This window comes from Rhodococcus sp. USK10, from assembly GCF_019378875.1.
GTDB lineage: Bacteria > Actinomycetota > Actinomycetes > Mycobacteriales > Mycobacteriaceae > Rhodococcus_F > Rhodococcus_F pseudokoreensis.
The window spans coordinates 733,325-755,897 of record NZ_CP076048.1 but is presented as its reverse complement, the minus strand read 5'-3'; the positions used below and the strand labels follow the sequence as shown (position 1 = coordinate 755,897).

General features: G+C 65.4%; 23 protein-coding genes. 15 read left to right on the top strand and 8 right to left on the bottom strand.

Annotated elements, in window-relative coordinates; genetic code table 11:
• Positions 1-64: 64 nt before the first annotated feature.
• Positions 65-1,039: a histone-like nucleoid-structuring protein Lsr2 gene (locus tag I1A62_RS10325; RefSeq protein ID WP_257890783.1), complete on the top strand. Its 975-nt coding sequence runs from the start codon at positions 65-67 to the stop codon at positions 1,037-1,039.
• 133 nt (positions 1,040-1,172) lie between these two features.
• Here I1A62_RS10325 and I1A62_RS10320 read toward each other — a convergent pair whose 3' ends face one another.
• The 3 genes from I1A62_RS10320 to I1A62_RS10310 form a co-directional block, all read right to left on the bottom strand.
• Entirely contained in the window at positions 1,173-1,637 is a 465-nt protein-coding gene (locus I1A62_RS10320) for a nucleoside deaminase (RefSeq protein ID WP_124393175.1), read from the bottom strand.
• 100 nt (positions 1,638-1,737) lie between these two features.
• Positions 1,738-2,208, bottom strand: coding sequence for a cyanase (gene cynS, locus I1A62_RS10315; protein WP_218268762.1), 471 nt, complete (start codon positions 2,206-2,208; stop codon positions 1,738-1,740).
• Positions 2,209-2,281: 73 nt separating this feature from the next.
• Entirely contained in the window at positions 2,282-2,869 is a 588-nt protein-coding gene (locus I1A62_RS10310) for a carbonic anhydrase (protein WP_219458651.1), read from the bottom strand.
• Positions 2,870-2,993: 124 nt separating this feature from the next.
• On the opposite strand from I1A62_RS10310, the gene cynR reads away from it, so the two are divergent.
• Complete coding sequence (gene cynR, locus I1A62_RS10305; RefSeq protein WP_219458650.1) at positions 2,994-3,899, top strand: transcriptional regulator CynR; 906 nt, start codon at positions 2,994-2,996, stop codon at positions 3,897-3,899.
• 674 nt (positions 3,900-4,573) lie between these two features.
• On the opposite strand, the gene I1A62_RS10300 is transcribed toward cynR, so the two are convergent.
• Complete coding sequence (locus I1A62_RS10300; RefSeq protein ID WP_257890782.1) at positions 4,574-5,269, bottom strand: S1 family peptidase; 696 nt, start codon at positions 5,267-5,269, stop codon at positions 4,574-4,576.
• A gap of 1,065 nt (positions 5,270-6,334) precedes the next feature.
• Here I1A62_RS10300 and I1A62_RS10295 point away from each other — a divergent pair.
• Together I1A62_RS10295 and I1A62_RS10290 are read left to right on the top strand one after the other, a co-directional pair.
• Positions 6,335-6,475: a hypothetical protein gene (locus I1A62_RS10295; protein WP_192581919.1), complete on the top strand. Its 141-nt coding sequence runs from the start codon at positions 6,335-6,337 to the stop codon at positions 6,473-6,475.
• A 45-nt stretch (positions 6,476-6,520) separates the two neighbouring features.
• Entirely contained in the window at positions 6,521-6,793 is a 273-nt protein-coding gene (locus tag I1A62_RS10290) for a hypothetical protein (protein WP_124393172.1), read from the top strand.
• A gap of 646 nt (positions 6,794-7,439) precedes the next feature.
• On the opposite strand, the gene I1A62_RS10285 is transcribed toward I1A62_RS10290, so the two are convergent.
• A complete protein-coding gene (locus tag I1A62_RS10285) occupies positions 7,440-8,213 on the bottom strand; it encodes an SDR family NAD(P)-dependent oxidoreductase (protein ID WP_219458649.1) in 774 nt (257 codons plus the stop codon).
• A gap of 115 nt (positions 8,214-8,328) precedes the next feature.
• Between I1A62_RS10285 and I1A62_RS10280 the strand changes: the two genes are divergently transcribed.
• On the top strand, positions 8,329-8,931 hold the full coding sequence (locus I1A62_RS10280) for a TetR/AcrR family transcriptional regulator (RefSeq protein ID WP_124393170.1): 603 nt from the start codon (positions 8,329-8,331) through the stop codon (positions 8,929-8,931).
• Here the strand turns inward: I1A62_RS10280 and I1A62_RS10275 are convergent, their stop codons facing one another.
• On the bottom strand, positions 8,932-9,537 hold the full coding sequence (locus I1A62_RS10275) for a hypothetical protein (protein WP_219458648.1): 606 nt from the start codon (positions 9,535-9,537) through the stop codon (positions 8,932-8,934).
• A gap of 335 nt (positions 9,538-9,872) precedes the next feature.
• On the opposite strand from I1A62_RS10275, the gene I1A62_RS10270 reads away from it, so the two are divergent.
• From I1A62_RS10270 to I1A62_RS10240, 8 genes are all read left to right on the top strand, one after another.
• Positions 9,873-11,267 (top strand): NAD(P)/FAD-dependent oxidoreductase, encoded by a 1,395-nt coding sequence (locus I1A62_RS10270; RefSeq protein WP_219458647.1) that lies wholly within the window; start codon positions 9,873-9,875, stop codon positions 11,265-11,267.
• A gap of 44 nt (positions 11,268-11,311) precedes the next feature.
• On the top strand, positions 11,312-12,205 hold the full coding sequence (gene dapA, locus I1A62_RS10265) for a 4-hydroxy-tetrahydrodipicolinate synthase (RefSeq protein WP_219458646.1): 894 nt from the start codon (positions 11,312-11,314) through the stop codon (positions 12,203-12,205).
• Between the two features lie 3 nt (positions 12,206-12,208).
• Entirely contained in the window at positions 12,209-13,702 is a 1,494-nt protein-coding gene (locus I1A62_RS10260; protein ID WP_219458645.1) for a sodium:alanine symporter family protein, read from the top strand.
• Positions 13,703-13,918: 216 nt separating this feature from the next.
• Positions 13,919-14,227 carry a GntR family transcriptional regulator gene (locus I1A62_RS46320; RefSeq protein ID WP_257890781.1) on the top strand — a complete coding sequence of 103 codons (309 nt, stop codon included), beginning with the start codon at positions 13,919-13,921 and terminating at the stop codon, positions 14,225-14,227.
• Positions 14,143-14,907 (top strand): hypothetical protein, encoded by a 765-nt coding sequence (locus I1A62_RS10250; RefSeq protein ID WP_257890780.1) that lies wholly within the window; start codon positions 14,143-14,145, stop codon positions 14,905-14,907. Before I1A62_RS46320 ends, I1A62_RS10250 begins: the two co-directional genes overlap by 85 nt.
• Positions 14,908-15,097: 190 nt before the next feature.
• Positions 15,098-15,421: a hypothetical protein gene (locus I1A62_RS46315; RefSeq protein WP_257890779.1), complete on the top strand. Its 324-nt coding sequence runs from the start codon at positions 15,098-15,100 to the stop codon at positions 15,419-15,421.
• Positions 15,418-15,846, top strand: coding sequence for an inositol monophosphatase family protein (locus I1A62_RS46310; protein WP_257890778.1), 429 nt, complete (start codon positions 15,418-15,420; stop codon positions 15,844-15,846). The genes I1A62_RS46315 and I1A62_RS46310 overlap by 4 nt, the downstream gene beginning before the upstream one ends.
• A gap of 508 nt (positions 15,847-16,354) precedes the next feature.
• Entirely contained in the window at positions 16,355-17,761 is a 1,407-nt protein-coding gene (locus I1A62_RS10240) for a DUF2252 domain-containing protein (RefSeq protein ID WP_219458644.1), read from the top strand.
• Between the two features lie 547 nt (positions 17,762-18,308).
• On the opposite strand, the gene I1A62_RS10235 is transcribed toward I1A62_RS10240, so the two are convergent.
• Both I1A62_RS10235 and I1A62_RS47180 read right to left on the bottom strand, forming a co-directional pair.
• Positions 18,309-18,761: a histidine phosphatase family protein gene (locus I1A62_RS10235; protein WP_219458643.1), complete on the bottom strand. Its 453-nt coding sequence runs from the start codon at positions 18,759-18,761 to the stop codon at positions 18,309-18,311.
• A gap of 137 nt (positions 18,762-18,898) precedes the next feature.
• Positions 18,899-19,240, bottom strand: coding sequence for an ANTAR domain-containing protein (locus I1A62_RS47180; protein WP_257890777.1), 342 nt, complete (start codon positions 19,238-19,240; stop codon positions 18,899-18,901).
• A gap of 590 nt (positions 19,241-19,830) precedes the next feature.
• On the opposite strand from I1A62_RS47180, the gene I1A62_RS10225 reads away from it, so the two are divergent.
• Entirely contained in the window at positions 19,831-20,763 is a 933-nt protein-coding gene (locus tag I1A62_RS10225; RefSeq protein ID WP_219458642.1) for a LysR family transcriptional regulator, read from the top strand.
• 80 nt (positions 20,764-20,843) lie between these two features.
• Positions 20,844-22,547 (top strand): long-chain fatty acid--CoA ligase, encoded by a 1,704-nt coding sequence (locus I1A62_RS10220; protein WP_124396388.1) that lies wholly within the window; start codon positions 20,844-20,846, stop codon positions 22,545-22,547.
• The last annotated feature ends 26 nt before the right edge of the window (positions 22,548-22,573 follow it).

The window sequence follows — 22,573 nt, the reverse complement described above, 5'->3', positions numbered from 1 at the left end:
ACCGAGAGAATTTTGCCGTTACTGTGTGCGTTCGACGATTGCCCGGCGAAGAAGGAGAAACAAAATGGCCCAAACACCGAGGGGTTCGAAAGGTTCGGCGAAGACGACCAGGGAGATTCGCGAGTGGGCGATCGGTGCGGGTCATGATGTGTCGTCCCGTGGTCGGATTTCGGCGGAGATCGTGGATGCCTTCGAGGGCGCTCACGCCAAGAAGCGTCAGCCTGAGAAGGTTCAGGCAACAAGGGTTTCGGCGAAGAAGGTCTCCGTCGGCAAGCCAGCTGTGAAAAAGGTAGCCGCGGAGAAGTCTGTCGCGACGAAGGCTCCGGCGAAACGACTGGCTGTGAGGAAGGCTCCGGCGGCGAGGACAACCAAGGAGATTCGCGAGTGGGCGATCGGTGCGGGTCATGATGTGTCCTCGCGCGGTCGGATTTCGGCGGAGATCGTGGAAGCCTTCGAGGGCGCTCAGGCCAAGAAGCGTCAGCCCAAGAAGGGTCAGGCAACAAGGGGTCCGGCGAAGAAGGCCGCTGCGGGAAAGCAGCCTGCTGAGAAGGTAGCCGCGCGGAAGTCGGTTGTGAAGACGTCGGCCGTGAAGAAGCCTGCCGCGACGAAGGCTCCGGCGGCGGCGACGACCAATGAGATTCGGGAGTGGGCGATCGGTGCGGGTCTCGGCGTGTCGTCCCGTGGCCGGATTTCGGCAGAGATCGTAAAAGCGTTCGATGACGCTCAGAAAAAGAAGGTTAAGGCAAAGACGGCTCGGGCGAAGAAGGTCGCTGCGGGGAAGCCGGCTGTGAAGAAAGCAGCCGCGGAGAAGACGACCCCGGAGAAGACGGCCCCGGAGAAGCCTGCCGCGAGGAAGCCTGCCGCGAGGAAGGCTCCGTCGAACAGAGCGGCGGTGAGGAAGGCTCCGGCGAAGAGGACGACCAAGGACATTCGGGAGTGGGCGATCGGCGAGGGCCTCGATGTGTCCTCCCGTGGCCGGATTTCGGCAGAGATCGTCGACGCTTTTCATGTCGCTCAGGCCAAGGAGCCGGCCGCGTAGGCAGCAACGCTGACGTGAGGAATCTCGCGGCCGTCGTACCGGGAAGCAGTCAGGTGCCGTCGGGTTTCCTCCGACGGTTGGCCTGCACCGTTGGCGCAGGGCAACCGTCCACTGCAGTGCGCCGGAGATGGTGCTATGCCGAGTTCGCTTGCCAGAGCCGGTAGACGTCGATGGCGTCATCGCGTGGTTCGTATCGCATGGGGAGCCGGCGTTCGTCCCAGGGTTTGGAGAACTCGTCGTAGAAGGTGGCGAGTTCGAAGTACTTGCGGTCGTCGACGTAGTAGGCCTCGTAGGCTGCGCGTGTGGTGAGGAAGACGACTTCGTCTGGTGAGCAGTAGTACAGCGAACCCAGGCACATAGGGCAGGGGTGGGCGAGGACGTAGATGGTGGCGCCGGTCAGGTGCTCGGTGCCCAGGTTGGTGCAGGCTTCGCGGATCGCGAGAATCTCCGCGTGGGCGGTGGGGTCACCGGTCTGGGCGACCTTGTTGGGGCTCTCGGCGACGATCTCGCCGTCCTTGACGATGACGGTTGCGAATGGTCGGCCACCCGTGGTGACGTTCTGGCGGGCGAGATCGATGGTGCGTTGGACGAAGTCCATGGAGGCGTCCTCCTTCGATGAGTGGTCTGGATGGGGGTGGGCCGGAAGATGCTTCCGGCCCACCCTGTCGATGCCTGGCCTGTGCAGGCTCGATGTCGGATCAGAACGGCTTCGTCGGTAAGTACTTGCCGTCCAGTGTGATCACGGCGCGCTCGCCCCCCTCGGGGTCCGCAACCTTCTTCACGTCGAGCTTGAAGTTGATTGCGGAGATGATGCCGTCGCCGAACTGCTCGTGGACGAGCGCCTTGAGGGTGGTGCCGTAGACCTGGAGCATCTCGTAGAAGCGGTAGATAGTCGGGTCGGTGGGAATATTGCCAGGGACCGATCCTCGGGTCGGGACGGACTGGAGCAGCAGGGCTGCGTCCTCATCGAGGCCGAGCAGCTCAGCGACGGCCTTTGCCGACTGCTCCGGCAGAGGGTGCTGGCCGAGGACTGCGGCGGTGGTGAAGGCCACCGACAGGTCGGACGCGTCGGCGATCTGCTGCCAGGAAAGGCCCTTGCGGGTCTTGGCGTCGACAGCTGTGTTGGCGATGGCCTGACGGGCGGTCGGGTCGAATTGGGCCTGCATCATCATTGGTGCTTCTTTCGCTTCTCGGGAGGACCACTTCGCGAGGATCGCGAGGTGGAAGTTGTGTGTAGGGGAGTCAGGAAACGAGACCGGAGCCTGCGGTGGGCAGTACTTCGACTGCGCCGGTGGCGATATCGAAGACCCAGCCGCGGAGGGTGAGCTTCTGCTCCGCCAAGGCGCGAGCAACCGAAGGGTGGGTGGACAGGTTCGCCAGCTGCGCGAGCACGTTCTCGCGCACCAGAGCGTCGACGTCACCGGTGACGGCGGTGCGGGCCCGGGAAGCGTCCGCGTGCCGCAGCCATGCGGCAACCGCGGGGGCACCACTGAGGTCGTGTCCCTGAGCCAGCGCGGTCATCGCGCCGCAGGCGGAGTGGCCGCAGACGACGATGTCTTTCACAGCCAACGCCGCCACGGCATACTCGATACTCGCAACCACACCGTCGGTTTCGGGCGTGTAGGCGGGCACCAGGTTGCCGGCAGTGCGGATGACGAACAGGTCACCCGGCTCAGTGCCGGTGATCAACTCCGGCACGACGCGGGCGTCGGAACAGCCGATGAACAGGGTATGCGGCGTGTGATGCGAGGCCAGGTGGGCGAACAATTCCGCCTTTTCCGGGAATACGGCTTCCCGGAAGTGGGCGACACCTACGGCGAGGTCTTGCATGGGTCACTTCCTTCAGTGGTGATCAGCCCCTTGTCGGCTGTGACTTCCACCCTGCACGAACTGCATCTATAGAGTCCAAGACTTGATATCCATCGATTCAATTGTTGACAGCTATAGTTGATCCATGGCCGCCCTCGAACTGCGCCACCTGCGCTATCTGCTCGCCGTCGCCGAGCACGGCAACTTCACCCGCGCTGCCGAAGACCTGCACATCTCCCAGCCCACGCTTTCTCAACAGATCAAGCAACTCGAGCGCGCAGTGGGTGTACAGCTCCTCGACCGCACCGGCCGTAGAGTCCGGCTCACGGACGCCGGTGACGTCTACGTCGACCATGCCCGGCGTGCGCTGCGTGATCTGGGAGCCGCCGAACGTGCAGTTCATGACGTCCAAGACCTCTCTCGCGGCCATCTGCGCCTGGGTGCCACCCCCACCTTCGCGGCGTACCTCATCGGCCCACTCGTCGCCGAATTCCACACCCGCCACCCGGGTATTGTCCTGACCCTCACCGAGACAACTCAGGATCGCATCGAATCGGCCCTGCTCGCCGACGATCTGGACCTCGGCATCGCCTTTACCGGGTCCCACCTCACCGGCATCACTGCTGCCGCGCTCTTCATCGAAACCCTCGGTCTCGTCACCGGCGTCCAGGGCTCTGATCCGAGTCCGGAACCCCTACCCGTGCAAGCATTACACGACCGGCAACTGGCGCTGCTCAGTGGCGACTTCGCCACCCGCAGCCACATCGACACCTACTTTGCCGAACACCGCGTCGATCCACGAATTATATTTGAGGCGAACTCGATTCCATCCATAATCGAGATCGTCCAACGCGCATCTGTGGCCACTGTTCTGCCGGACGCCACCACCCACGACCACCCCCATCTTGTCCCCGTCCTCCTCGACCCGCCCCTGCCGTCCCGTACGGTAGCCCTCCTCTACCGACAAGGCGCCTACATCAGCACCGCCGCCCGCACCTTCACCCAGACCGCCTACGAACTTGTCGGTTCTCGCGGCTACACCCCACCGTGACGGTGATCGCCGGCGCCCTGTCTGACGACCTTCATCCTGGACGGCGTGCTGACCGGAACTCGACTGCCGCTCGACAATTCGAGTTCACTGTCACCGCCACCAACGGGGATAAGACGGAACGCCGAGCTGTCCGTGGTCCTGGACATTCTCGAACCCGTCGGTGCGCGGTCCACGTTCGGGCATGTCGCTGGTGCCATCGAGGCCTTGCGCCGACCTGGTGGGCACTTGGATAAGGACGGTCCCCGCGCTTCGATCCGTCTGTTCGATCCCGTGGCTCGCCGCCGCACACGGGATGCGGTCGTCGATTCCTACCTCGCCGATCAGACCGAGGCGTCGGCCGTTAGTTGCCGGCGTCGGCGACCGCCGGTCGGTTACCCTCGGGTGGGTGCTCCATGGGCCGGGGGGCGCAGCTTCGCTCCTCGGATGTACCCGTTCTCTGGCGCAGTGCCGACAGATTTGCTGCTCACCACAAGCGGTACGGCTGCGGTGTGCACCGATTATTCGGCGCCGTGTTCGTCGAGAGGTCGGACGTATGATCGACGGACCGCCGGAGCGCCTACGCGGAAGGACGGGCAATGGACAATTGGTGGCTGTACTACAGTCCGTTTCCTCAACCTGTCCGAGAATGGTTGTGGCTGATTGTGCAGCAGGTGTGGTAGTCCGTGGGATGTGGGTCAATTGTTGGTGACGACGAAGCCCTTGCCGATTGGGTTGGGTTGGGCGCTGATGCCGTCGAGGACGGCAGCGAATTTGATGTACTCGAACGCGAAGAGCAGAGGGTCGAATCCGCGTACCATGCCCACGATTTCGGTGTTGTTCTGAAGTACGGGACCACCGGAGTCACCACCGCCTGATTGGGCGTTGCTGTAGAAGCGTGTCGTGTTCTGCGAAGTGATCGACCCACAGTGAATTCCGGTACCGGCCCCGTCCTTGCAATGGGGACCGACCGGATCGGAGGCGCCGATCCCGTCGACCCGGGCACTGGGACCATCCGATGTGAGGACCGCGTCAGCGTTGAGGCGGATGACCACCCAGTCGACACCGGTCCCGCCGCCGGGACTGCGGTACGCGATGTTCCCGATGTGTTCGCGCGGTCCGGTCGGCGTGTAGCGGTAGACGGGCGCACCGTCGGGTGCGTCGTCGACACAGTGGGCGGCGGAGATGCCGATCTTGTTGCCGAGCGAGTCGGAACCGACGACGCCCATCGTGCAGAACTCGATGACGCCGGGTGGGTGCGGCACCGGGTTCAGGTCGTCGGTCCAGGGAATGCCGTTGGACACGACACCGGTGGCTGATGCCGCCGGCGTGTTGACCAGGAATGCGCCGAGGGTGGCTGCGAGACACGCAAGAAACCCGTATAGCCTTCTCAATTGGATTCTCTCTTCTTGGCGGCCTCGAGGGACTGTCTCGAGGCCGTTCTTCGTGGGGGGCGAGCTGGGCTCGATGTGACGATTTCTCCACGGCTGACTGTCGGGAGCCGCCGAGCAGCGGAACCTTGTCTGCCGGTCGCCAATCACCCGGTCATAGCGGATGCAGATCGTGCCCCGGGCACCCTGGGTGAGGGAGCTTCGCTCAGTTCGGTTCTGCGGCACGACGAGCACATGGATGAGTCGAGGGCGAGTGTCGCGGGGGACTGATCGGGGTGGCGGATGGTGCAGACGTCGCGTGCGACGAGGGGGGAGCGGTGGAGCAGATCGTGCATGGGGGCCTCGACTTGCAGGGTTCGGGAGTTGTTCGACTCCCACACTCCTCGCGAGATGTCCATCCGGCGACGGTAGAACGACCGCTGGACATACCTATTTCGTGCCCGGGCTGTCCGTAGGGTGGGATCCGCACGGTGAAGGTCGTGGATGTGACCGCCGAATTCGACTGCGCCGATGGTCAATGCCGTGTCCGCGCGGCGCCGATGTCGGGCGTGAACGCGGAAGTAGACGAACGAGACCGGGGGCGGGGTGACTCGCTTCGAGGGGAGAGTGCATCAACGATCTTCGTGAGCCGGAGCACGGAAGTCCAGGGAGTGTGATCCATGCCACTGCACTATTTTCGCACCTTCCGAATTACCGACTGGTAAGTGCGATTTCGAGTCCTCGTGCGCCGGGTGCGATCCGGTTGGGGTTGCTCGGGCGCGAGCCTGCGACCGGGTTGGTCGTCGGATTTTTCTGTGCTACAGCGTGTCTGAGTACGTGCGACGGAGTGCGGACGCCAGCAATGTGACGTAAGACACAGCTGAATTTATGGGGGAGGTCTGGCGCTCGGGGATGTTGGGTTGCAACTCTTAGCCGAGACCCAAGCCCCCATACCCAGATTCGGGTATGGGTGTGGGTATTTCGGCCAATGTGCAGGTGTCGAAGTCGGTCCAAGGTAGCTGGTATGCCACGTCATCGACGTGGCAACCGAGAATATCTGCACGTGAGAGACGTGAGAGAAGAGTTGTCATGGCACCGATCACCGAGAATCTGGGTACCAATCTGCTGAATACATTGCGGGTCAGTGTGGTTGGCACTGTTCTGTACGCCGGGCTCATCATGGGTGTGGTCGTGGTGGCGGTGTGGAAGTTCCCGATGCCCGGCGTGTAGGCGTGGCGCCCATGACCGGCTCCTGTTGGTGTGGAAGGAACGACAATGTTCGGGACGAACATCGGCGCGATGGTTGCTCTGCTTGTGGTTGCACTCGTGGTAGTTCCCGTCTCGTTCGGTGTGGCGGCACGAGCGGACGCGAAGGTCCGCGGTCTCTCGCGGCCCCGAGTCCCCGATCCGGACCCGAGGGGGTCAGTCGCGGACGTGGACGAGCGGCGCGAGCAATGGCGGCAGTTGGCAACGCGGGCATGGCTGATCTGCGGCGGTGCCTCGCTGGTCGCAGTGGCGGTCGTGGGCGTCCTGATCTGTGTGGCGTGAGGTCGACGACGGGCGCCGGGAGTACGCCGGTGTGAAGTTGCGGGTGTGCTGGTCGGTCCGGGCTGAACCTGAGCGTCGAGCCCACGGCCGGGTTTTCAACGGAGCCTGAAACCATCTCAGCCGCTGTGACATACGCGCCCGACGTCGCCCCAAGACGCGGTCTGTAACCCGGGTGAGTCGATGCGGAATTTCGTCACGACCAGTCCGCTCGGCTGCGGTGATGGACGCTGAGGCAACTGGTGCAGGCGAATTCGTCGGCTGGCGGGTTTTGGCGGTCGGCATCGGGCATAGAGGCCCGCCCGTACGACGGTGCCGTCGTACGGGCGGGATGATCCCCCGACGCGCACCAGGGGGGTGGTGCGGTCGTGGAGTGCAGCACCGATCCCTCAAAAGGGGGCGCATGTTGCCTGTCTGTGGCTGCGCGGGGTGTGCTGCCTGCGTGTCTGCGAGTGAAGTTGTGGGTCGGACATTGTGTCCGGCGGCCTCCTTCTCACGATTCGGCGGGTTTCGACGTGCTTCCAATTGTGTGGTGATCTGCGACGTTGCGCATGGGTCGTTTGACGTATGGCCGTACCTGTTTCTGCGGTTCGCGTAGTTCTTGCCGGTCGTGTGCGTTGCGTCGGTTTCGGCTTTGCCGCGGGCGCGTCTACACGGTGTTGACCGCGACGCGTCCGCCGTCGACGTCGAGGACCGTCCCGTGGATGAAGTGGGCGTCGTCGGAGGTGAGGTAGAGCACGGCGGCGGCGATGTCTTCGGCGGTGCCCGGCATGCCGGCGGGTGTGGAGTGCATCAGGGCGTCGGCCGGAGAGTCTGTGTCGGGTCCGGCGGGGCGGATGACGCCGGGGGAGACGGCGTTGACGCGGAGTCCTCGGGGCCCGAATTCGGCGGCCCACGATCGGGTGAGGCTTTCCACCGCGGCCTTGGATGACGCGTAGACGGGGCCGTGGGGGATGCCGAGGCGGGCCACCCAAGAGCCGAGGTTGACGACGACGCCACCACCGTTGTCGATCATGTGTGGGGCGAAAGCCTGCATCAGGAAGATGGGCGCTTTGACGTTCACGGCGTAGATGCGGTCGACGATGTCGTCGTCGACGGTCAGCGTGCCGGACGGCGGGAAGACGCCGGCGTTGTTGACGAGGATGTCGAGGTGCCCGCCGGTCAGATGCAGTGTCTGTTCGGCGAGGGTGCGGCTGGTGGCGGAGGTGCCGTCGAGGTCGGCGGGGAGGAAGTCGGCGCGGCCTCCCACCGCGTGGATCGCGGCGATGGTCTCGTTCCCGCGGGTGGTGTCGCGGCCGGAGACGATGACGTGTGCGCCTTCGGCGGCGAAGGCGAGGGCGATGGCACGGCCGATGTGGGAGGTCGATCCGGTGACGAGAGCGGTGCGGCCGCGGAGTCGGTTGCCGGTGAGGTGATTGGTCATGCCCCCGACGGTAGGAACAAACTTTTGGACCAGCAAGTCCAGAAAATTCGGTGTGATCGTGGGCAATAGCAGTCGGTCAGGGTTGTCCGGTCCAGAACTGCGCTACCGTTGCCACGTGCCGATCACAGCGAAGGGACTCGCGACCCGACAGCGCATCGTCGAGGGCGCGGCGACGCATCTTCGGGGTGGTGAGCCGGGCCGGGTCACGCTCGACGACATCCGCGCGATCACCGGCACCAGCAAGGGGCAGCTGTTCCACTACTTTCCGGGCGGCAAGGACGAACTGCTACTTGCCGTCGCCGTCTTCGAGGCGGACCGGGTTCTCGACGATCAGCAACCGCACCTCGGCGCGCTGACGACGTGGGCGGCGTGGTTGAGGTGGCGGGAGGCGTTGGTCACCCGGTACCGCGCTCAGGGGGCGCACTGTCCGCTCGGTTCGCTGCTGGCGCAGGCGGGCGGAACTCCGGGGGCGTCCGAGGTGGTCCGAACAATGTTGGCGCAGTGGCGGACCCACGTCGCGGCGGGGATCGAGGCGATGCAAGCGACGGGCGAGGTGCGGGCGGAGGTAGATGCGTCGCGCACTGCATCCGCGTTCATCGCGGGTATTCAGGGTGGGGTACAGGTTCTGCGGTCGACGGGCAGTGTCGAGGATCTCGAGGCCGTCCTCGACACTCTGATCGACTACCTTCGGGGCCCGGAGTCACCCACTACCTGCTGATCAGGGGTTGTCGAGCCGTTTCCATTCGTATGCCCATTGGCGCAGTCGCTTTCGGCGCAGCAGCGTGCGGGTGAGTGCGGTGGGGATGAGGAGAGCGCCGGCGGACAGTGCCCAGACCCCGGTTGCCGCGGTCGCCGCGAGAGCCGTGTTTTGCCCGCCGCTGGGGATGGGTCCGGTGAGGTTGCCATCGGCGCCGATGCTGATGGTGATTGTCTGGCCGGCTTTGGCGGGGGCGTCGGTGGGCACGACGGCGGTGTGCTCGCCGTGGGGTGTCGTCCAGCGGGCGCGGGCGCTGTCTTCGCTGCCGGCGGGGCGGAGGGCGTCTTCGGGGGTGTCAGGTGCGGGATGGGTGTCCTCGAGTAGGACGGCCACCACCTGCTGCTGATCAGCCCGGAGCGCGCGGGTCTGTTGTTCGAGCCGGGCGTGGGTGGCGGTTCCGAATGCCGCGGCGAATGGGATCGCCAGCAGTATCAGTACGGCGGTGATCAGGATGATGGCAGCTTCGGCCCGGTCGCTCGGCCGCATGAGGTGGTTGCGGCTCCACGGGCTCAGTCGCCACCACCGGGTCGGGGTGGGTACCGGTGCCGATTCCTCCGGGCGACGCATGGCTCACCTCCCGCACGGGCCTGTTCGCTGTCTCCACTCTCGATTGTGCCCAAATCTGAGGTGGTGACGCATTCATAACCGGACGGTCAGTTTGCCGCAGCCGTCGGAATCCCCGAAATTTCCGCGATTCGGGATTGCGTGATCTGTGATCACACTTTAGTCTTGAGTGGTCCGGGTATGACGGGCATCACCATCAGAGCCCGATATGTGCGACTCGACCCCTCCTGGCTTTCACGGCGCTGCCGCAAGCCAGGACGGGCGTCCCGAAACAAGGATTCGCCAGAAACTCGCCGATGCCTCCGGTGGGGACGCGGCGCTAGTCAAGGAGATACGAAGTGCGAGATGTAGTTGTTGTCGGCGCGGGCCTGGCCGGACTCTCAGCCGGTTGGCGGTTGCGTCATTGGGACACCATTATTCTGGAGTCCGACGAGCGCGTCGGTGGCCGTATTCGCTCCGAGCGTCGCGGGTCGTACTGGCTGAACTGGGGTGGCCACGTGTTCGCCGGCCCCGGATCGTCGACCGAAGCCCTGCTCAACGAGGCCGGCGTCATGTCGGTCGACATTCCCGGGTCGCTTCAGGCGCTCTCCATGAACGGGAAGTTCCTTAAAAAGGGACACATCGCCACCTACCCCTTCCGGATCCCGATGTCCCTGTCGGCGCGGATGGCGACCATGCGTGCCGGAATGAAGATCGTTGCGGGCGTAGGAAAGTACACAGGAGTGGTGCGGACGCGTGCTGGTGAGTCCGGCGCAATGCGACAGCAGCGAATCTACAACTTCGCGAACGACGAGTCGTTCCTCGATTTCGTCGGGGACCTGCCGGAGGATGCGGCGGCCCTGTTCAAGACGACCGTCACCCGGTCGGCGGGAAACATGGACCAGATCTCAGCGGGTGCGGGCATCGGATACTTCAGCTTGGTGCTCGGATTCGGACAGGGTCTGAGCCGGGGCATCGTCGGCGGCCCCTCCACCCTCACCGAAGCCCTCGCCGCGTCGCTGGGCGACCGCGTCCAGTTGGGTGCCGAGGTGCAGGAGGTCGTCCACAAGAAGGAATCGGTCGTCGTCCGCTACCGCCAAGACGGCCGTGACCACGAGGTAGAGGCGCGAACCGTCGTCCTCGCCACGACCGCGGACGTGTCGCATCGCGTCGGTGTCGATCTGCCGCAGGAGCTGCGTGAAGCGCTCGCGCAGGTCAAGTACGGACCCCACGTCAGCTCGGCGTTCCTCACCGACGAGAAGACGAAGCAGCCGTGGGACGACATCTATGCCATCGCTGCCCCGAAGCGTTCCTTCGCGATTGCCCTGAACCAGGCAAGCATCGTGCGCGGCAGCGAGTCCGTTCGGCAGCCGGGCGGCAGCTTCATGACGTTCTCGCCGGCAGCCCTGGGGCAGGCACTGCTCGACAAGAGCGACGAAGAGGTCGTACAGACCCACCTCGCCGATCTCGAGCAGATCCTCGGGCCCGGGTTCTCCGACACGGTCGTCGAGGCCAAGGCCGCGCGATGGAAGAATGCGTCGCCCTACAGCTTCCCGGGCCGCGCGAAGCTGCAGCCCACGCTGACTCGTGGAGCGGGTCGCGTCTTCCTGGCCGGCGACTATCTCGGAACGCTCTACACGGAAACGTCGATCACCTCCGGGTTCTCCGCCGCACAAGAGGTGACGAGTGTGCTTGCCACACATCGTCAGACACTTCACAGCAGCCCCGTCGCTGCACAGGCCGCCAGCGCCTGACATTCCGCACACCCAACACCCGCCAACGATCCAGGAGTCACTTTATGTCCAAGCAACTCAGCGGTGTCCTCACTGCATTGACCACCCCGTTCGACGCCGACGAGCAGATCGACGTGAACAAGCTCGAGGTCGTGGTGGACCGGTCGATCAAGGCGGGCGTCGACGGTGTCGTCGCCGCGGGATCGACCGGTGAGGTCGGGGCGCTGTCGTCGGACGAGCGCCTGCGGCTCGTCGACACGGTCATCGAGCACGCCGATGGCCGGGTACCCGTCATCGCTCAGACCGGTGCCACGACAACTGCCGAAGCCATCCGGCTTTCCCGCGCCGCCGAGAAGTCGGGCGCGGACGTGCTCATGCTGATCACCCCGTTCTACGAGCCGCTCTCGACCGAAGAGACGGTGACTTACATCAAGGATGTCGCGTCGTCGGTGGAACTGCCGATCATGCTGTACAACATCCCCGCGGTCACCGGTGTGAACCTGGACCCCGCCACCGTGCGCTCGCTGGCCGAAGAGGTCGACAACATCCGCTACATCAAGGACTCGAGCGCGAACTGGGAACAGGCACTGCAGCTGATCCACCACCACAGTGACGTGATCGGTACGTTCATCGGCTGGGACTCCTACATCTACAGCGCCCTGGTCGAGGGTGCTGCCGGAGTCATGGCGGGTGCCGCGAATGTGGTTCCGGACGAGATCGTCGCAGTCAACCGGCTCATCACCGACGGCGACCTGCACGGCGCGCTCGCCAAGTGGCGCGAACTGTACCCGGTGATCGATTCGATGATCTCCGTTCCGTTCATCGCCGCCGTCAAGGCAGGACTTGCCCTGCAGGGCGAGCCGGTCGGCGCTCCCCGTCGACCCACGGCAGAGCTCCCCGCCGAGCAGGTCGAGCGAATCGGACGGGCTCTGAAGAAGCTCGCTGACCGGAACGGGTAAATCGTGCCGGAAATCGACTGGGCCGAGTTACTCACGACTCTGGCAGACGGAATCTGGGGACCGATGGCCTATGTCGTCCTGGGCCTGGGGTTGGCATACACCATTGCCATGAAAGGCATTCAGTTCCGGCGCATTCCCGACATGATTCGCCAGCTGAGGGAGCACAGCGAGGGAGAAGGAGGCCTGTCTTCCTTCCAAGCGCTCGTGCTCGCTCTCGGGAGCCGCGTCGGTGTCGGAAGCATCGCGGGCGTCGCCACCGCGGTCGGCGGTGGTGGACCGGGCGCACTGCTGTGGATGGCCGTGACGGGACTCGTCGGCTGTACCGTCGGGTACGCCGAGGCCACCCTGGCGCAGGTGTTCAAACGGCAGGTGGAGGACGAAGACCGGAAGAAGGCCGGCGAGGACATCGGCGGCATGCCGTACTACATCAAGTACGGCCTGAAGCTTCCGAAGGTCGCGGCGCTCATCGCGTTTCTCGGCCTGGTCGGCTACGGCTTCATGTTCCCCGGGTTTCAGGTCAGCACCATCGCGTCCAGCGCTCAGCTGGCGTGGGGTCTGCCGAGCTGGGTGCCTGCAGTCTTCGTCACCGCGCTGATCGCATTGGTGATCTTCGGTGGCACGACGCGGATCGTCAAAGTCACCCAGACTCTCGTCCCGACTCTTGCAATCGGGTACCTCGTGCTGGCACTGGCCGTGATCTTCGCGAACCTCGAAAGCGTCCCCGACGCAATCAAGCTCATCGTGAACTCGGCATTCGGTCTCGATCCGGTGCTGGGCGGTATCGCAGGCGCCGCAGTGGCGTGGGGTGTTCGCCGGGCGGTCTTCGCGTCGGCGAACGGCATCGGTGAGGCCACCTTCGCGGCCGCGGCGGCGCGGACCTCGCATCCCGGTAAGCAGGGCCTCGTCCAGACCTTCAGCATCTACATCGATGTCCTGCTGATCTGCATGGCAACGGGTTTGATGATGGTGGTGTCCGGCCAGTACAACGTCTCGGACGGCTCCGGCGGACATCTCGTCGAGAACCTTCCCGGCGTCGAGGCAGGGCCGAACTGGGTCCAGAAGTCCATCGACACGCTGGCGCCGGGATGGGGTGCGGGCTTCATCGCCGTAGCCGTGTTCCTGTTCGGCTTCACCTGTCTGCTGCTGTACTACTACGTCGCGAACTCGAATCTTCTGTTCCTACTGAACGGGCGAAAGGGTCCGGTGCCCAGGCTGATTCTCAAGGTCGGCACACTCGCGATCGTCTTCGTGGGCTCCGTGGTGAACGCCGGAATCGTGTGGGCCATCGGTGATATCGGGCTCGGGATGATCGCCTGGATCAACCTCGCCTGCCTGTTACTGCTGTTCCCCATGGTCTACAAGGTCTACCGCGACTTCGAGCAGCAGAAGAAGCACGGACTCGACCCGACCTTCGACCCGAAGTCGCTCGGCATCGAAGGAGCCGACTTCTGGGAGGAAAGCACCGCCACAGCCGCCACGGCGGATCGCAAAGACTGAGCAGTTCGTTCGAGGACCGTGCACTGCGTCGATACGACGCGGTGCACGGTCCTTTCGCTGTGCGCGGCAGTTGGTGACCGGCACCCTCGCGCGGGCTGCGTCGGCAATCGACGGGCGCGAACAGCCCGACAACTTGTCCACCCGTTCAGCGGCGTTTCCTTCCCGGTTACCTGCAGGGCAGTTGTCCGTACAACTCGGCCCGTGACAGTGGTCGCCATGACGGAGCATCGGTACCGCACCATCGCGGACCAACTGGAATGCGAGATCGATCGCTTGGCGCCGGGCACCAAACTCGACAGCGAACACGAGTTGATGAAGCGTTTCGGGGTGGGCCGGGCGGCTGCGCGGGGCGCGGTGCAGGAACTGGAGCGGCGACTGCGGGTGCGGCGCGTCCAGGGTGCGGGGCCCTCCGCGCCGCCGGGGCCACCTGGTGGCAGCAGGTGGCCGGCGTCTTCCCGCAGGCCCTCCCCGCTTTCGTCGCCACCGCCCTGCACCGCTTCGACATCAACCTGCGCGCATCCGTGATCCTCGGCTACGTCGGGGTGAGCGGCATCGGCATGGAACTGTCGCTGGCGATGAAGACGATGAACTACCCCCGCGGAATGGCTCTGGCGCTGTTCGTCGTCGCGCTCTGCGTCGTGATCGAACTCGTCTCCGGCGCCGTCCGGCGCTCCCTGCTCGGTGACCGGGCGCCGAAGCGTCGCGGACTGCGCGAGCGGGTGCTCGCCGCCGGCGACGGCTGGGCGGAGAACGGTGACGCGACGTCCGACAAACCCGCCGCCCTGCGCACGGCCGGTGGCGCCTACCGGATCAGCCCACCCTGGACGGGCGAGCGGATCAGGCGCACCCTCTATCTCGGCGCGACCGCCCTGGCACTTGCCGCCGCCACGTGGGCTTCCGGCATCGACCTGTCACGGATGGCCGACGGCATCACGTCTCTGCCCGTCACCCTCGACCTGTTCTTCCCACCCGGCACCGGTGGAATCTGGGACGAACTTCTCGCGCAGCTTCTCGTCACGGTGCAGATCGCACTCGCGGCAACGCTTCTGGGTCTGCTCCTGCCCGTGCCGATCGGAATCCTGGCCGCCCGCAACGTGGCTCCCACTCCGGGAGTCGCGAAGTTCTTCCGCATCGTCCTCATGGTCTTCGCCGTCGTGATGGCCGTCGAGGGCATCGCGATGTGGATGCGCCGGGCGATGTCCTAGCGATGAAATCTGATCCGTCTGACTTTCGAGTGCGCCGCGGCCGCGTGCGACCTCGACGAGGATGGATTCGGTGGCAGGGGCCGAACTCCGGATCGGCGAATCCTTGTGACTGATCATCAACTATCTGTGTGGAGGAATCTCCTGATGAACCCGACCAAATACAGTTCGGACCGAGGCACATTCAGGGCTGATGGCGGCGGCCGACGCCGCCGTGGACGCCTACCGCCATGCACTGACCACCTACTCCCGCGAGAAGCTGCGGTCCATCGCGAAGCAGGGGGCGGACGGCACCCCGACCATGTTCGTGGACGTCGTCGTCGAGGACGCCATCATTGATGCCGCCACCGCGGCCGGGCTCAACGTGCTGTCCGAGGAGCGGGGCTGGGTCGACGTCGGCTCGGCCGTCACCCTGGTGGTCGACCCGGTCGACGGCTCGGCCAACGCCGCCGCGGCGTGCCGCTGGCCTGCTTCAGTGCGGCCGTCGTCGTGGACGGTGAATTCACCGAGGCCATGACCAGTTGGCTGCACATGGACGAGCGCTGGTGGGCGTCGCGGACCGGCTCGCCCTACCTCACCAGCGGCTGCCGGTCCGTCGCCGATGCCGCCGGATCGATGCTGCGCCCGCACCAGCACAACTGGGACGCGTGGACCCGCGTCGCGCAGAAGGCGACCCGTATCCGGATCCTCAGCTGCAGCACCCTCGACGCCGTCCTGGTGGCCACAGGAGCCGTCGATGCGTTCGACGCCGGAAGCGACACGCACCGCCTCATGGACATCGCCGCGGCTGTTGTCCTCGTCGGCGCCTCCGGTGGCGTCGTCCTCGATGCCTTCGGCCGGCCCGTCGAGTTCGACACCGACCTCACCCGCCGCTGGAGCGGGATCGTCGCGGCCACCCCCGAACTCGGCGAGGAGCTCCGAGCGCTCATCGCAGAGGCGTAGCAGCGTGCCGTGGGGTGCCCCGTGAACCCTTGAGGTCCGATTGGCCGGCCAGAGCCGAGCGCCCTGACGATGCGCGACGTTTCAGTGCCCCACCGAGGCGATAGCCTCACCATGGAATTGGCGCCGCACTCGATCCGGGTAAATGTCGTCGCTCCGACGAACTGCAACACCGACATGATCCACAACGACGCCGTTTGGCGACTCTTCCGCCGCACCTCATGCACACGAATACCCGACCGTCTCGTTCGGGCACCGAGCACAGGTGAGGATGGGACCGTCGACTCAGATCGAGGATTCGCGATCCTGGTCCGGTGCTTACAACGGCATGTACCGCAACAGCACGCGACCGTGGGCCGTGAGTGCCAGCTACGCGTCGATATGCTGCACGCATCCTTACTGCTGACAGCGAAGAGACGGTGATCGAGTTGTCTGATGGGCAACGTGACCAACCCGGACAAGCTGCACGCCGTGGTGGTCGGCCCATCGTCGACGTCGGCGCGCGGTAACCGTGGACGCGCACATCGTGTTGCCGACCGTCGACGGGCAGTCGTTCGCGTCGTTGCGCCGCCGGGCCACGCCGAGGGCGGAGCGGTATTCGCTCGGCAAACGCCTGCGCAAGCAGACACCGCGGTCGGCTCTCGGCGAGTGGCGCGCACCGGACGATCGCCCCGATGTGGTGGATCAGATCGGTGTGTCGCACCGGGGTCGGGTGGAATCCCTGATACCGGTCAGGGCGGGGCGGATGGCGGCTTCGCCGTATGGTTTTCTGCGCGGCACCGCGATCGTGATGGCCCAGGATCTCGCCGGGCTGCCGGCGACCGGAATCCGGCCGGTGATCTGTGGGGACGCGCATCTGGGCAACTTCGGGTTCTACGCCTCGCCGGAGCGCGACCTGGTGCTGGATCTGAACGACTTCGACGAGGCGCATCCCGGCGGCTGGGAATGGGACCTGCGCCGATTGACTGCGAGCATCTGGGTGGCGGGCCGGCAGAACTCGGCGACCGAGGGGCAGTGTGAGAGTGCAGTGCAGTCGTGCGTCGCCACCTATCGCGAGCATGTGCGCTGGCTCGCGGATCAACCATTGCTGGCGCGCTCGTTCGAGCGACTCGACCTCGACCGGCTGCACGCGACGGCGTCGGACGAGTCGCTGCGCCATGAGATCACCCGCGCCGCGGAGCGGGCCCGGCGCCGTGTCAGTGACCGGGCGCTGCCCCGATTCACCGAGCAGGACGAAACCGGCCGGCGCATCGTGGAGGAGCCGCCGCTGATCACCCGGGTGTCCGAGGCGGAGGCCGAGCATCTCGCCGCCGGGCTCGACGAATACCTCACCACGCTGCCCAGCCACTGGGCACGACTGCTCAGTGGCTACACCGTCGTCGATGTCGCGCACAAAGTGGTCGGCGTGGGCAGCGTCGGACTGCGTGCCTACGTCGTGCTGTGCGAAGGGAGCAGTGCCGACGACGTGGTGTTCCTGCAGCTCAAGCAGGCGCGTCGATCCGTCGTGGCGCGCTTCGTGCACGGCGAATCCGCCTGGCACGACCATCAGGGGCGGCGCGTGGTCGAGTACCAGCAGGCCCTGCAGACCGTCAGCGATCCGTTGCTCGGCTGGACCACGGTGGAGGGCCGCCAGTATTACGTGCGGCAGTTCCGGAACATGAAGGGGGCGGTCCCGATCGACAACCTCAGCGCGGCAGCTCTGACCGACTACGCCGGCATCTGCGGGCGTCTGCTCGCGAAGGGCCACGCGCGGACCAGTGGGGCGTCGATGATCGCCGGCTACGTCGGAAAGTCGGACACGCTCGACGTCGCGCTGAGTCGGTTCGCGCACGCCTACGCGGATCAGACCGAACGCGACCACGCCACTTTGGTCGACGCGGTGAAGCGGGGGAAGGTGCCGTGTGAGTCGCCGACGTGAATCGGTGTGCCCCGCGCCCGCCAGAAACCCGACCCACCGAGGCGATCGGCCCCTTGCGGGTCTGACCAACCGCCCACCACGGTAGTCACGGAAGATGCCGGTGCGGCGAGATGAGCGCGCTGCTCGGCTGTCGGTCGAGGCCACGCGTGTCGATCTGGCGGTATACGTGACCCCGCCTTGCCATTTGGTGTCGGTTCGACACCGACACGGGCGAGGCGGGGTCGAGGTGCCGCAGTGTGACGGGTCGTGATCGGTTGTCGCGACACTCCCTCAGCGTAGGCATCATTCAAAAGGGTCGGAGGCTACGTGTCAGGGAAGTCTGGGTGAACTTTCCCGTGCACCTCCGGTGGTCGGATCCAGCGCTTGTCATTGGCCAGACGCGATTCGTGCCACGAAGTGCCAGGTCAACGGATGGCAGACCGCACGAAACGCTCGTGAACTCTCGAACAACACAAAGACATGGGCGGGCCCGAATGGTTACGCTGCGCATGCTTTTTCGTATCGGTTGCAGGACGAACTGCATGGGGATCGGCATGACGAACATCAGTTATTGCGGCGGATCGGGGTCGATGTAGCGCACCGGGGTGTGGGCATCGAGCAGCCAGGCACCACCTTTTGCGGTGTCGCCGATGGGGAAGGGGCGGGTGCCGTCCGTGTGGGTGAGCGCGGCGAGCGCGGTGAGGGTTTCGCCGTGGGTGCACCACAGGGTGCCGGCGAGGGCGATGCTTTCGAGGGCGGCGCGCAGTTCGTCGGCGGCGGCGTCCGGGGCGAGCAGCGGGTGTTCGTGGATGGAAAGTCCGTGGGCGGCGGCCAATGGTGCGAGGGTGTCGAGGCAGCGGGTGGTCGGGCTGCAGTAGAGAACGCGGAGCTCGACCCCGGTGAGGGTGGTGACGAGTCCGGCCGCCTGCTGACGGCCGAGTTCACTGAGAGGCCGGTGGGCGTCGGGCCCGCTCCAGCTCTTCTTTGATATCGCATGGGCGTGCCGGAGCAGGACGAACATTGCAGGGCCCTTCCCGGACGAGAGCGTGTGCGTGTTCGGGCCAGCTTAGGTGCCGGAGCCGAACGGATCGTGCCGATTCGCAATGCCGAGTCGTGGGTTCCGGCGGCGGTGCTTGGTGTGACGGACTCCGATGATGTTCATCGGGTGGTGACGGTCGGTGCCGTCCGGGCGGCATACGGTGAAAATGCTGTTGCTGCGGTGGTCCTGGTCGAGCGGATCCACTGCAGGATCGGAGCAGAAGCGCTACCGAGCCGACCCCGGCCACTGTGCGAGATGTGACTCCCATTCGGCCAACGCCCCATTGGCGTCCGCGTGCCGTTCCGGGATCCCAGCGGGGGATGGGCATCGATCGCGAGATCCACCAGAGCGTGGGCGACGGTCAGCACACTGAGATGGTGGCGTTGCGCGACTCGGAGCAGTTCGTCGAACGCGTCGGGCTGGCCGCACCGTCGCAGCGCGATGAGGATGCCCTCCGCCACCGACAGTGTTTCGCGCGCATCCCTCGCATGACCGATCCCAACCCCGGCACGTCCAGAAGTCGGGTGAGGTTCGGGCATCGTCGCCATGGGCATCATCTCCCGAGATCGCGCTATCCCGATCGCCGATTGGGCCGGCAACCGTAGGTGGCGTACCCGCGCCATGCGCTACTCACACTTCAGGAGAACTTGATCACGGACTCCCCGAACTGGACGGGTTCCCGCCCGCTTTACGCGTTGATCAACGCATAAAGCTTGGCGGCTTCACGTTCGGCCTGCTCTACTGCCTCGAACAACACGCTGCGCAGCAGGCTCGCGTCGACGCCACCCGGCTGGCGACCTGAACTCGTGCAGGACACGCCTCACTGCCGACGGGTGCCCGCGCGGTCTCGCCGATCCACCCCATGACGAGAGGTTCGGCCGGCAGAGGCGTGGCGGTGCGATCGTCCGCCTTCGATGCCGTTTCCGGCGCGGGTGGCGCTGGTGCTGGTTCACACAGTGCTCACGAGCGCTGCTCGGCCCGTGCGCGCACAGTTCACCCGGAGTTATGACACCCCGCTAGCCTTTCGGTCACGAGCTATTGGGGAGTGACTGTGGAATTCAGACATCTCGTCTCGTTCATCACTATTGCCGAAGATCTGCATTTCGGGAAAGCTGCAGCGCGGTTACATCTGACGCAACCGTCGCTGAGCGCGCACCTGCAGAAGTTGGAGAAGTCCCTCGGGGTGCGGTTGGTCGCGCGCACGTCACACGAAGTGAAGCTCACAGCCGCGGGGAGGGAATTCGAGGTCCAGGCGCGGTTGATCGTCGCGCAGATGGACAAGGCCGCCCAGATCGCCCGGGCGACCGCGGACGGTCGTTCGGGAACCTTGAATATCGGCTACAACATGCCCGCCAGCCGTCACGTGCTGCCATCCGCTCTGGCGCGGATGAGTGCCGCCCATCCCGACGTCGTAGTGTCCTTGTGGGAGAGGCGTACTGGGCCGCAACTCGACGACCTCGCGGACGGCGGGCTCGATGTCGCGCTCGTCTACGGTCATCCGCGTACCGCCGAATTCCGGTATCGGCGGGTCCTGCGTAATGTGCCGCTGGTCGCGGTCGTGGGGGAGGGACACAGCTGGGCGGGCCGGCCCGGTGTTCCGTTCGCCGAACTTGCTTCCCAACCGTGCGTGATGTTCGCGCGCGAGCAGTGTCCGGCAATGTACGACTCGATTTTCGGCGCCGCATCGGACAGCAAAATTTCGCTCAACGTCGTTCAGATGGCGGATGATCCGGGTGCGACGGCACACATGGTGTCGGTCAAGTCTCTGGTGGGATTCGCGTCGTTGCCTCGCGCGTCATCCGGGGGTCTGCTCGCGATGGGCACCAGTTCGGTGGCGGTGAAGCTGTTCGACCCGATTCCCACGATCGACCTGTATGCGGTGTGGCGTGCCGAGGAAATAAATCCCGCTGTATCCTCTTTTCTCGACTGTATCGACCTTTGCGACGAGACGCCGAGGGCGAAAAACGGGCTCGTCGCTATTTGACTTCGGCGATAGAAATATCCGTTCGCGCATTTGTTTAATGTTCATTGCCGACTCGTGGCGGGTGCCGAACAATTATTTCCATGAACTCTGTGTCGTTTTTTGGAAATGGTGTCGAACTGACCCACGAATCGGGACTGTATTCGGTGGTGCGTGGCGCCGCTGCGGCCGCACCGGAGCGGATCGCGCTGTGTGCTGGAGCGGAGGGTGAGCAGCTGTCCTGTGCCCGACTCGATGCCCGTGTCCGGGCGCTGGCGTCTGCGTTCATCGACTGCGGCGTGCAGGTGGGTGATCGGGTGGCGGTTCTCGGGCGGACCGGCGTCGAGTGGGCGTTGGTGGATCTCGCCGTACTCGCCATCGGCGCGGTGGTGGTGCCGGTGTACCCGACGTCGTCCGACGCGCAGATCGCGCACATCCTCTCCGACTCCGGTTCCCGGCATTTCGCTGCGGAAACCGAGCACGATGCGGGCCGGCTGACGGCGGCCGGCGCGACGACGGTGTGGGGGTTCGCCGAAGTCGCCACCTGGTCCCACGGTATCGAGGGCGACGAGCTCGACGCCCGGACAACTGCCGTCCGCGCGGACGATCACGCCATGATCGTCTACACCAGCGGCACAACGGGTCCCGCGAAGGGATGCATCCTCACCCACCGCAACATGTTCGCCTCGGCCGCCAACACCGTCCTCCACACCGGTGAGATGTTCGGCGGTGACGAGCGCGGGCAGGCTGTGACCGCCCACGCGCTTCCGCTCGCGCATGTGTTCGGTCAAACCATCCTGTTCGCCTGCCTGATCGGCGGCACCCGCACGCACCTGTTGCCGGCGATCCCTGAACTGGTGCCAGTGCTGCCCAAGGTGCGGCCGACGTTCCTCGCCCTCGTCCCTTACGCGCTCGAGAAGATCCGTAAGGCGGCCCGCGGTCTGCTGCCCGCGGACGGCGAAAACGCGGCGGTCGAACAGGGGATCGCCATCCTGCGCGGTCAGAGCGATCCTGGGCAGCCGGTGGGCCCGGTCGTCGACCTGCTCGGCGGCCGGCTCACCCATGTCATCTCCGGCGGTGCCTCCCTCGACACCACGACGGCCGGCTTCTTCGCGGCCTTCGGCCTGCGCATCCTCAACTGCTACGGAATGACCGAAACCGCTACGGCCGTCACCGTCAACGAGCCGGCCACCAACCGGCTCGAGACCGTGGGTCGTCCGATCCCCGGTACGACGGTCGCGATCGCCGACGACGGTGAGGTCCTGATCAAGGGCGCCAACGTGACCCCCGGATACTGGGGCGCCGCCGCCGACAAGACCCCACTCGACCGCGACGGCTGGTTGCACACCGGCGACATCGGGGAACTCGACTCCGACGGTTACCTCCGGATCACCGGACGGCGCAAGGAAATCCTCGTCACCAGCGGCGGAAAGAACGTCGCCCCCACACCACTCGAAGACCGCCTCCGGCTGCACCCGCTGGTGAGCAACTGCATCGTCCTCGGTGAGGGCCGCACCTACATCTGCGCCCTCCTCACCCTCGACGGCGACCGGTGGTCGCTGTGGCGGCAGGACACCGGCGCCGCGGACGATCGGAACGATCCCCGTCTTCGCGAAGAGTTGCAGGTCGCCGTCGACGACGCCAACAGCCTCGTCTCCCGTGCCGAATCGATCCGTGAATTCCGCGTCGTCGACGGCGACTTCACCGTCGAGGCCGGACTCTTGACCTCGTCACTGAAACTGCGACGAACGGAAATCGAAAACACGTACCTCGCCGAAATTAATGACATGTACGCGGCGAGAGTCTGAATTCGAGGCCACGGTAAGTCGAACTT

What these genes read in the sequence shown, in the direction of transcription:
- I1A62_RS10325 (WP_257890783.1), top strand. Translation starts at nt 65, where the DNA reads ATGGCCCAAACACCGAGGGGTTCGAAAGGTTCGGCGAAGACGACCAGG.
- I1A62_RS10320 (WP_124393175.1), bottom strand. Translation starts at nt 1,637, where the DNA reads ATGGACTTCGTCCAACGCACCATCGATCTCGCCCGCCAGAACGTCACC.
- cynS (WP_218268762.1), bottom strand. Translation starts at nt 2,208, where the DNA reads ATGATGCAGGCCCAATTCGACCCGACCGCCCGTCAGGCCATCGCCAAC.
- I1A62_RS10310 (WP_219458651.1), bottom strand. Translation starts at nt 2,869, where the DNA reads ATGCAAGACCTCGCCGTAGGTGTCGCCCACTTCCGGGAAGCCGTATTC.
- cynR (WP_219458650.1), top strand. Translation starts at nt 2,994, where the DNA reads ATGGCCGCCCTCGAACTGCGCCACCTGCGCTATCTGCTCGCCGTCGCC.
- I1A62_RS10295 (WP_192581919.1), top strand. Translation starts at nt 6,335, where the DNA reads ATGGCACCGATCACCGAGAATCTGGGTACCAATCTGCTGAATACATTG.
- I1A62_RS10290 (WP_124393172.1), top strand. Translation starts at nt 6,521, where the DNA reads ATGTTCGGGACGAACATCGGCGCGATGGTTGCTCTGCTTGTGGTTGCA.
- I1A62_RS10285 (WP_219458649.1), bottom strand. Translation starts at nt 8,213, where the DNA reads ATGACCAATCACCTCACCGGCAACCGACTCCGCGGCCGCACCGCTCTC.
- I1A62_RS10275 (WP_219458648.1), bottom strand. Translation starts at nt 9,537, where the DNA reads ATGCGTCGCCCGGAGGAATCGGCACCGGTACCCACCCCGACCCGGTGG.
- dapA (WP_219458646.1), top strand. Translation starts at nt 11,312, where the DNA reads ATGTCCAAGCAACTCAGCGGTGTCCTCACTGCATTGACCACCCCGTTC.
- I1A62_RS46320 (WP_257890781.1), top strand. Translation starts at nt 13,919, where the DNA reads ATGACGGAGCATCGGTACCGCACCATCGCGGACCAACTGGAATGCGAG.
- I1A62_RS46315 (WP_257890779.1), top strand. Translation starts at nt 15,098, where the DNA reads ATGGCGGCGGCCGACGCCGCCGTGGACGCCTACCGCCATGCACTGACC.
- I1A62_RS46310 (WP_257890778.1), top strand. Translation starts at nt 15,418, where the DNA reads ATGACCAGTTGGCTGCACATGGACGAGCGCTGGTGGGCGTCGCGGACC.
- I1A62_RS10235 (WP_219458643.1), bottom strand. Translation starts at nt 18,761, where the DNA reads ATGTTCGTCCTGCTCCGGCACGCCCATGCGATATCAAAGAAGAGCTGG.
- I1A62_RS10220 (WP_124396388.1), top strand. Translation starts at nt 20,844, where the DNA reads ATGAACTCTGTGTCGTTTTTTGGAAATGGTGTCGAACTGACCCACGAA.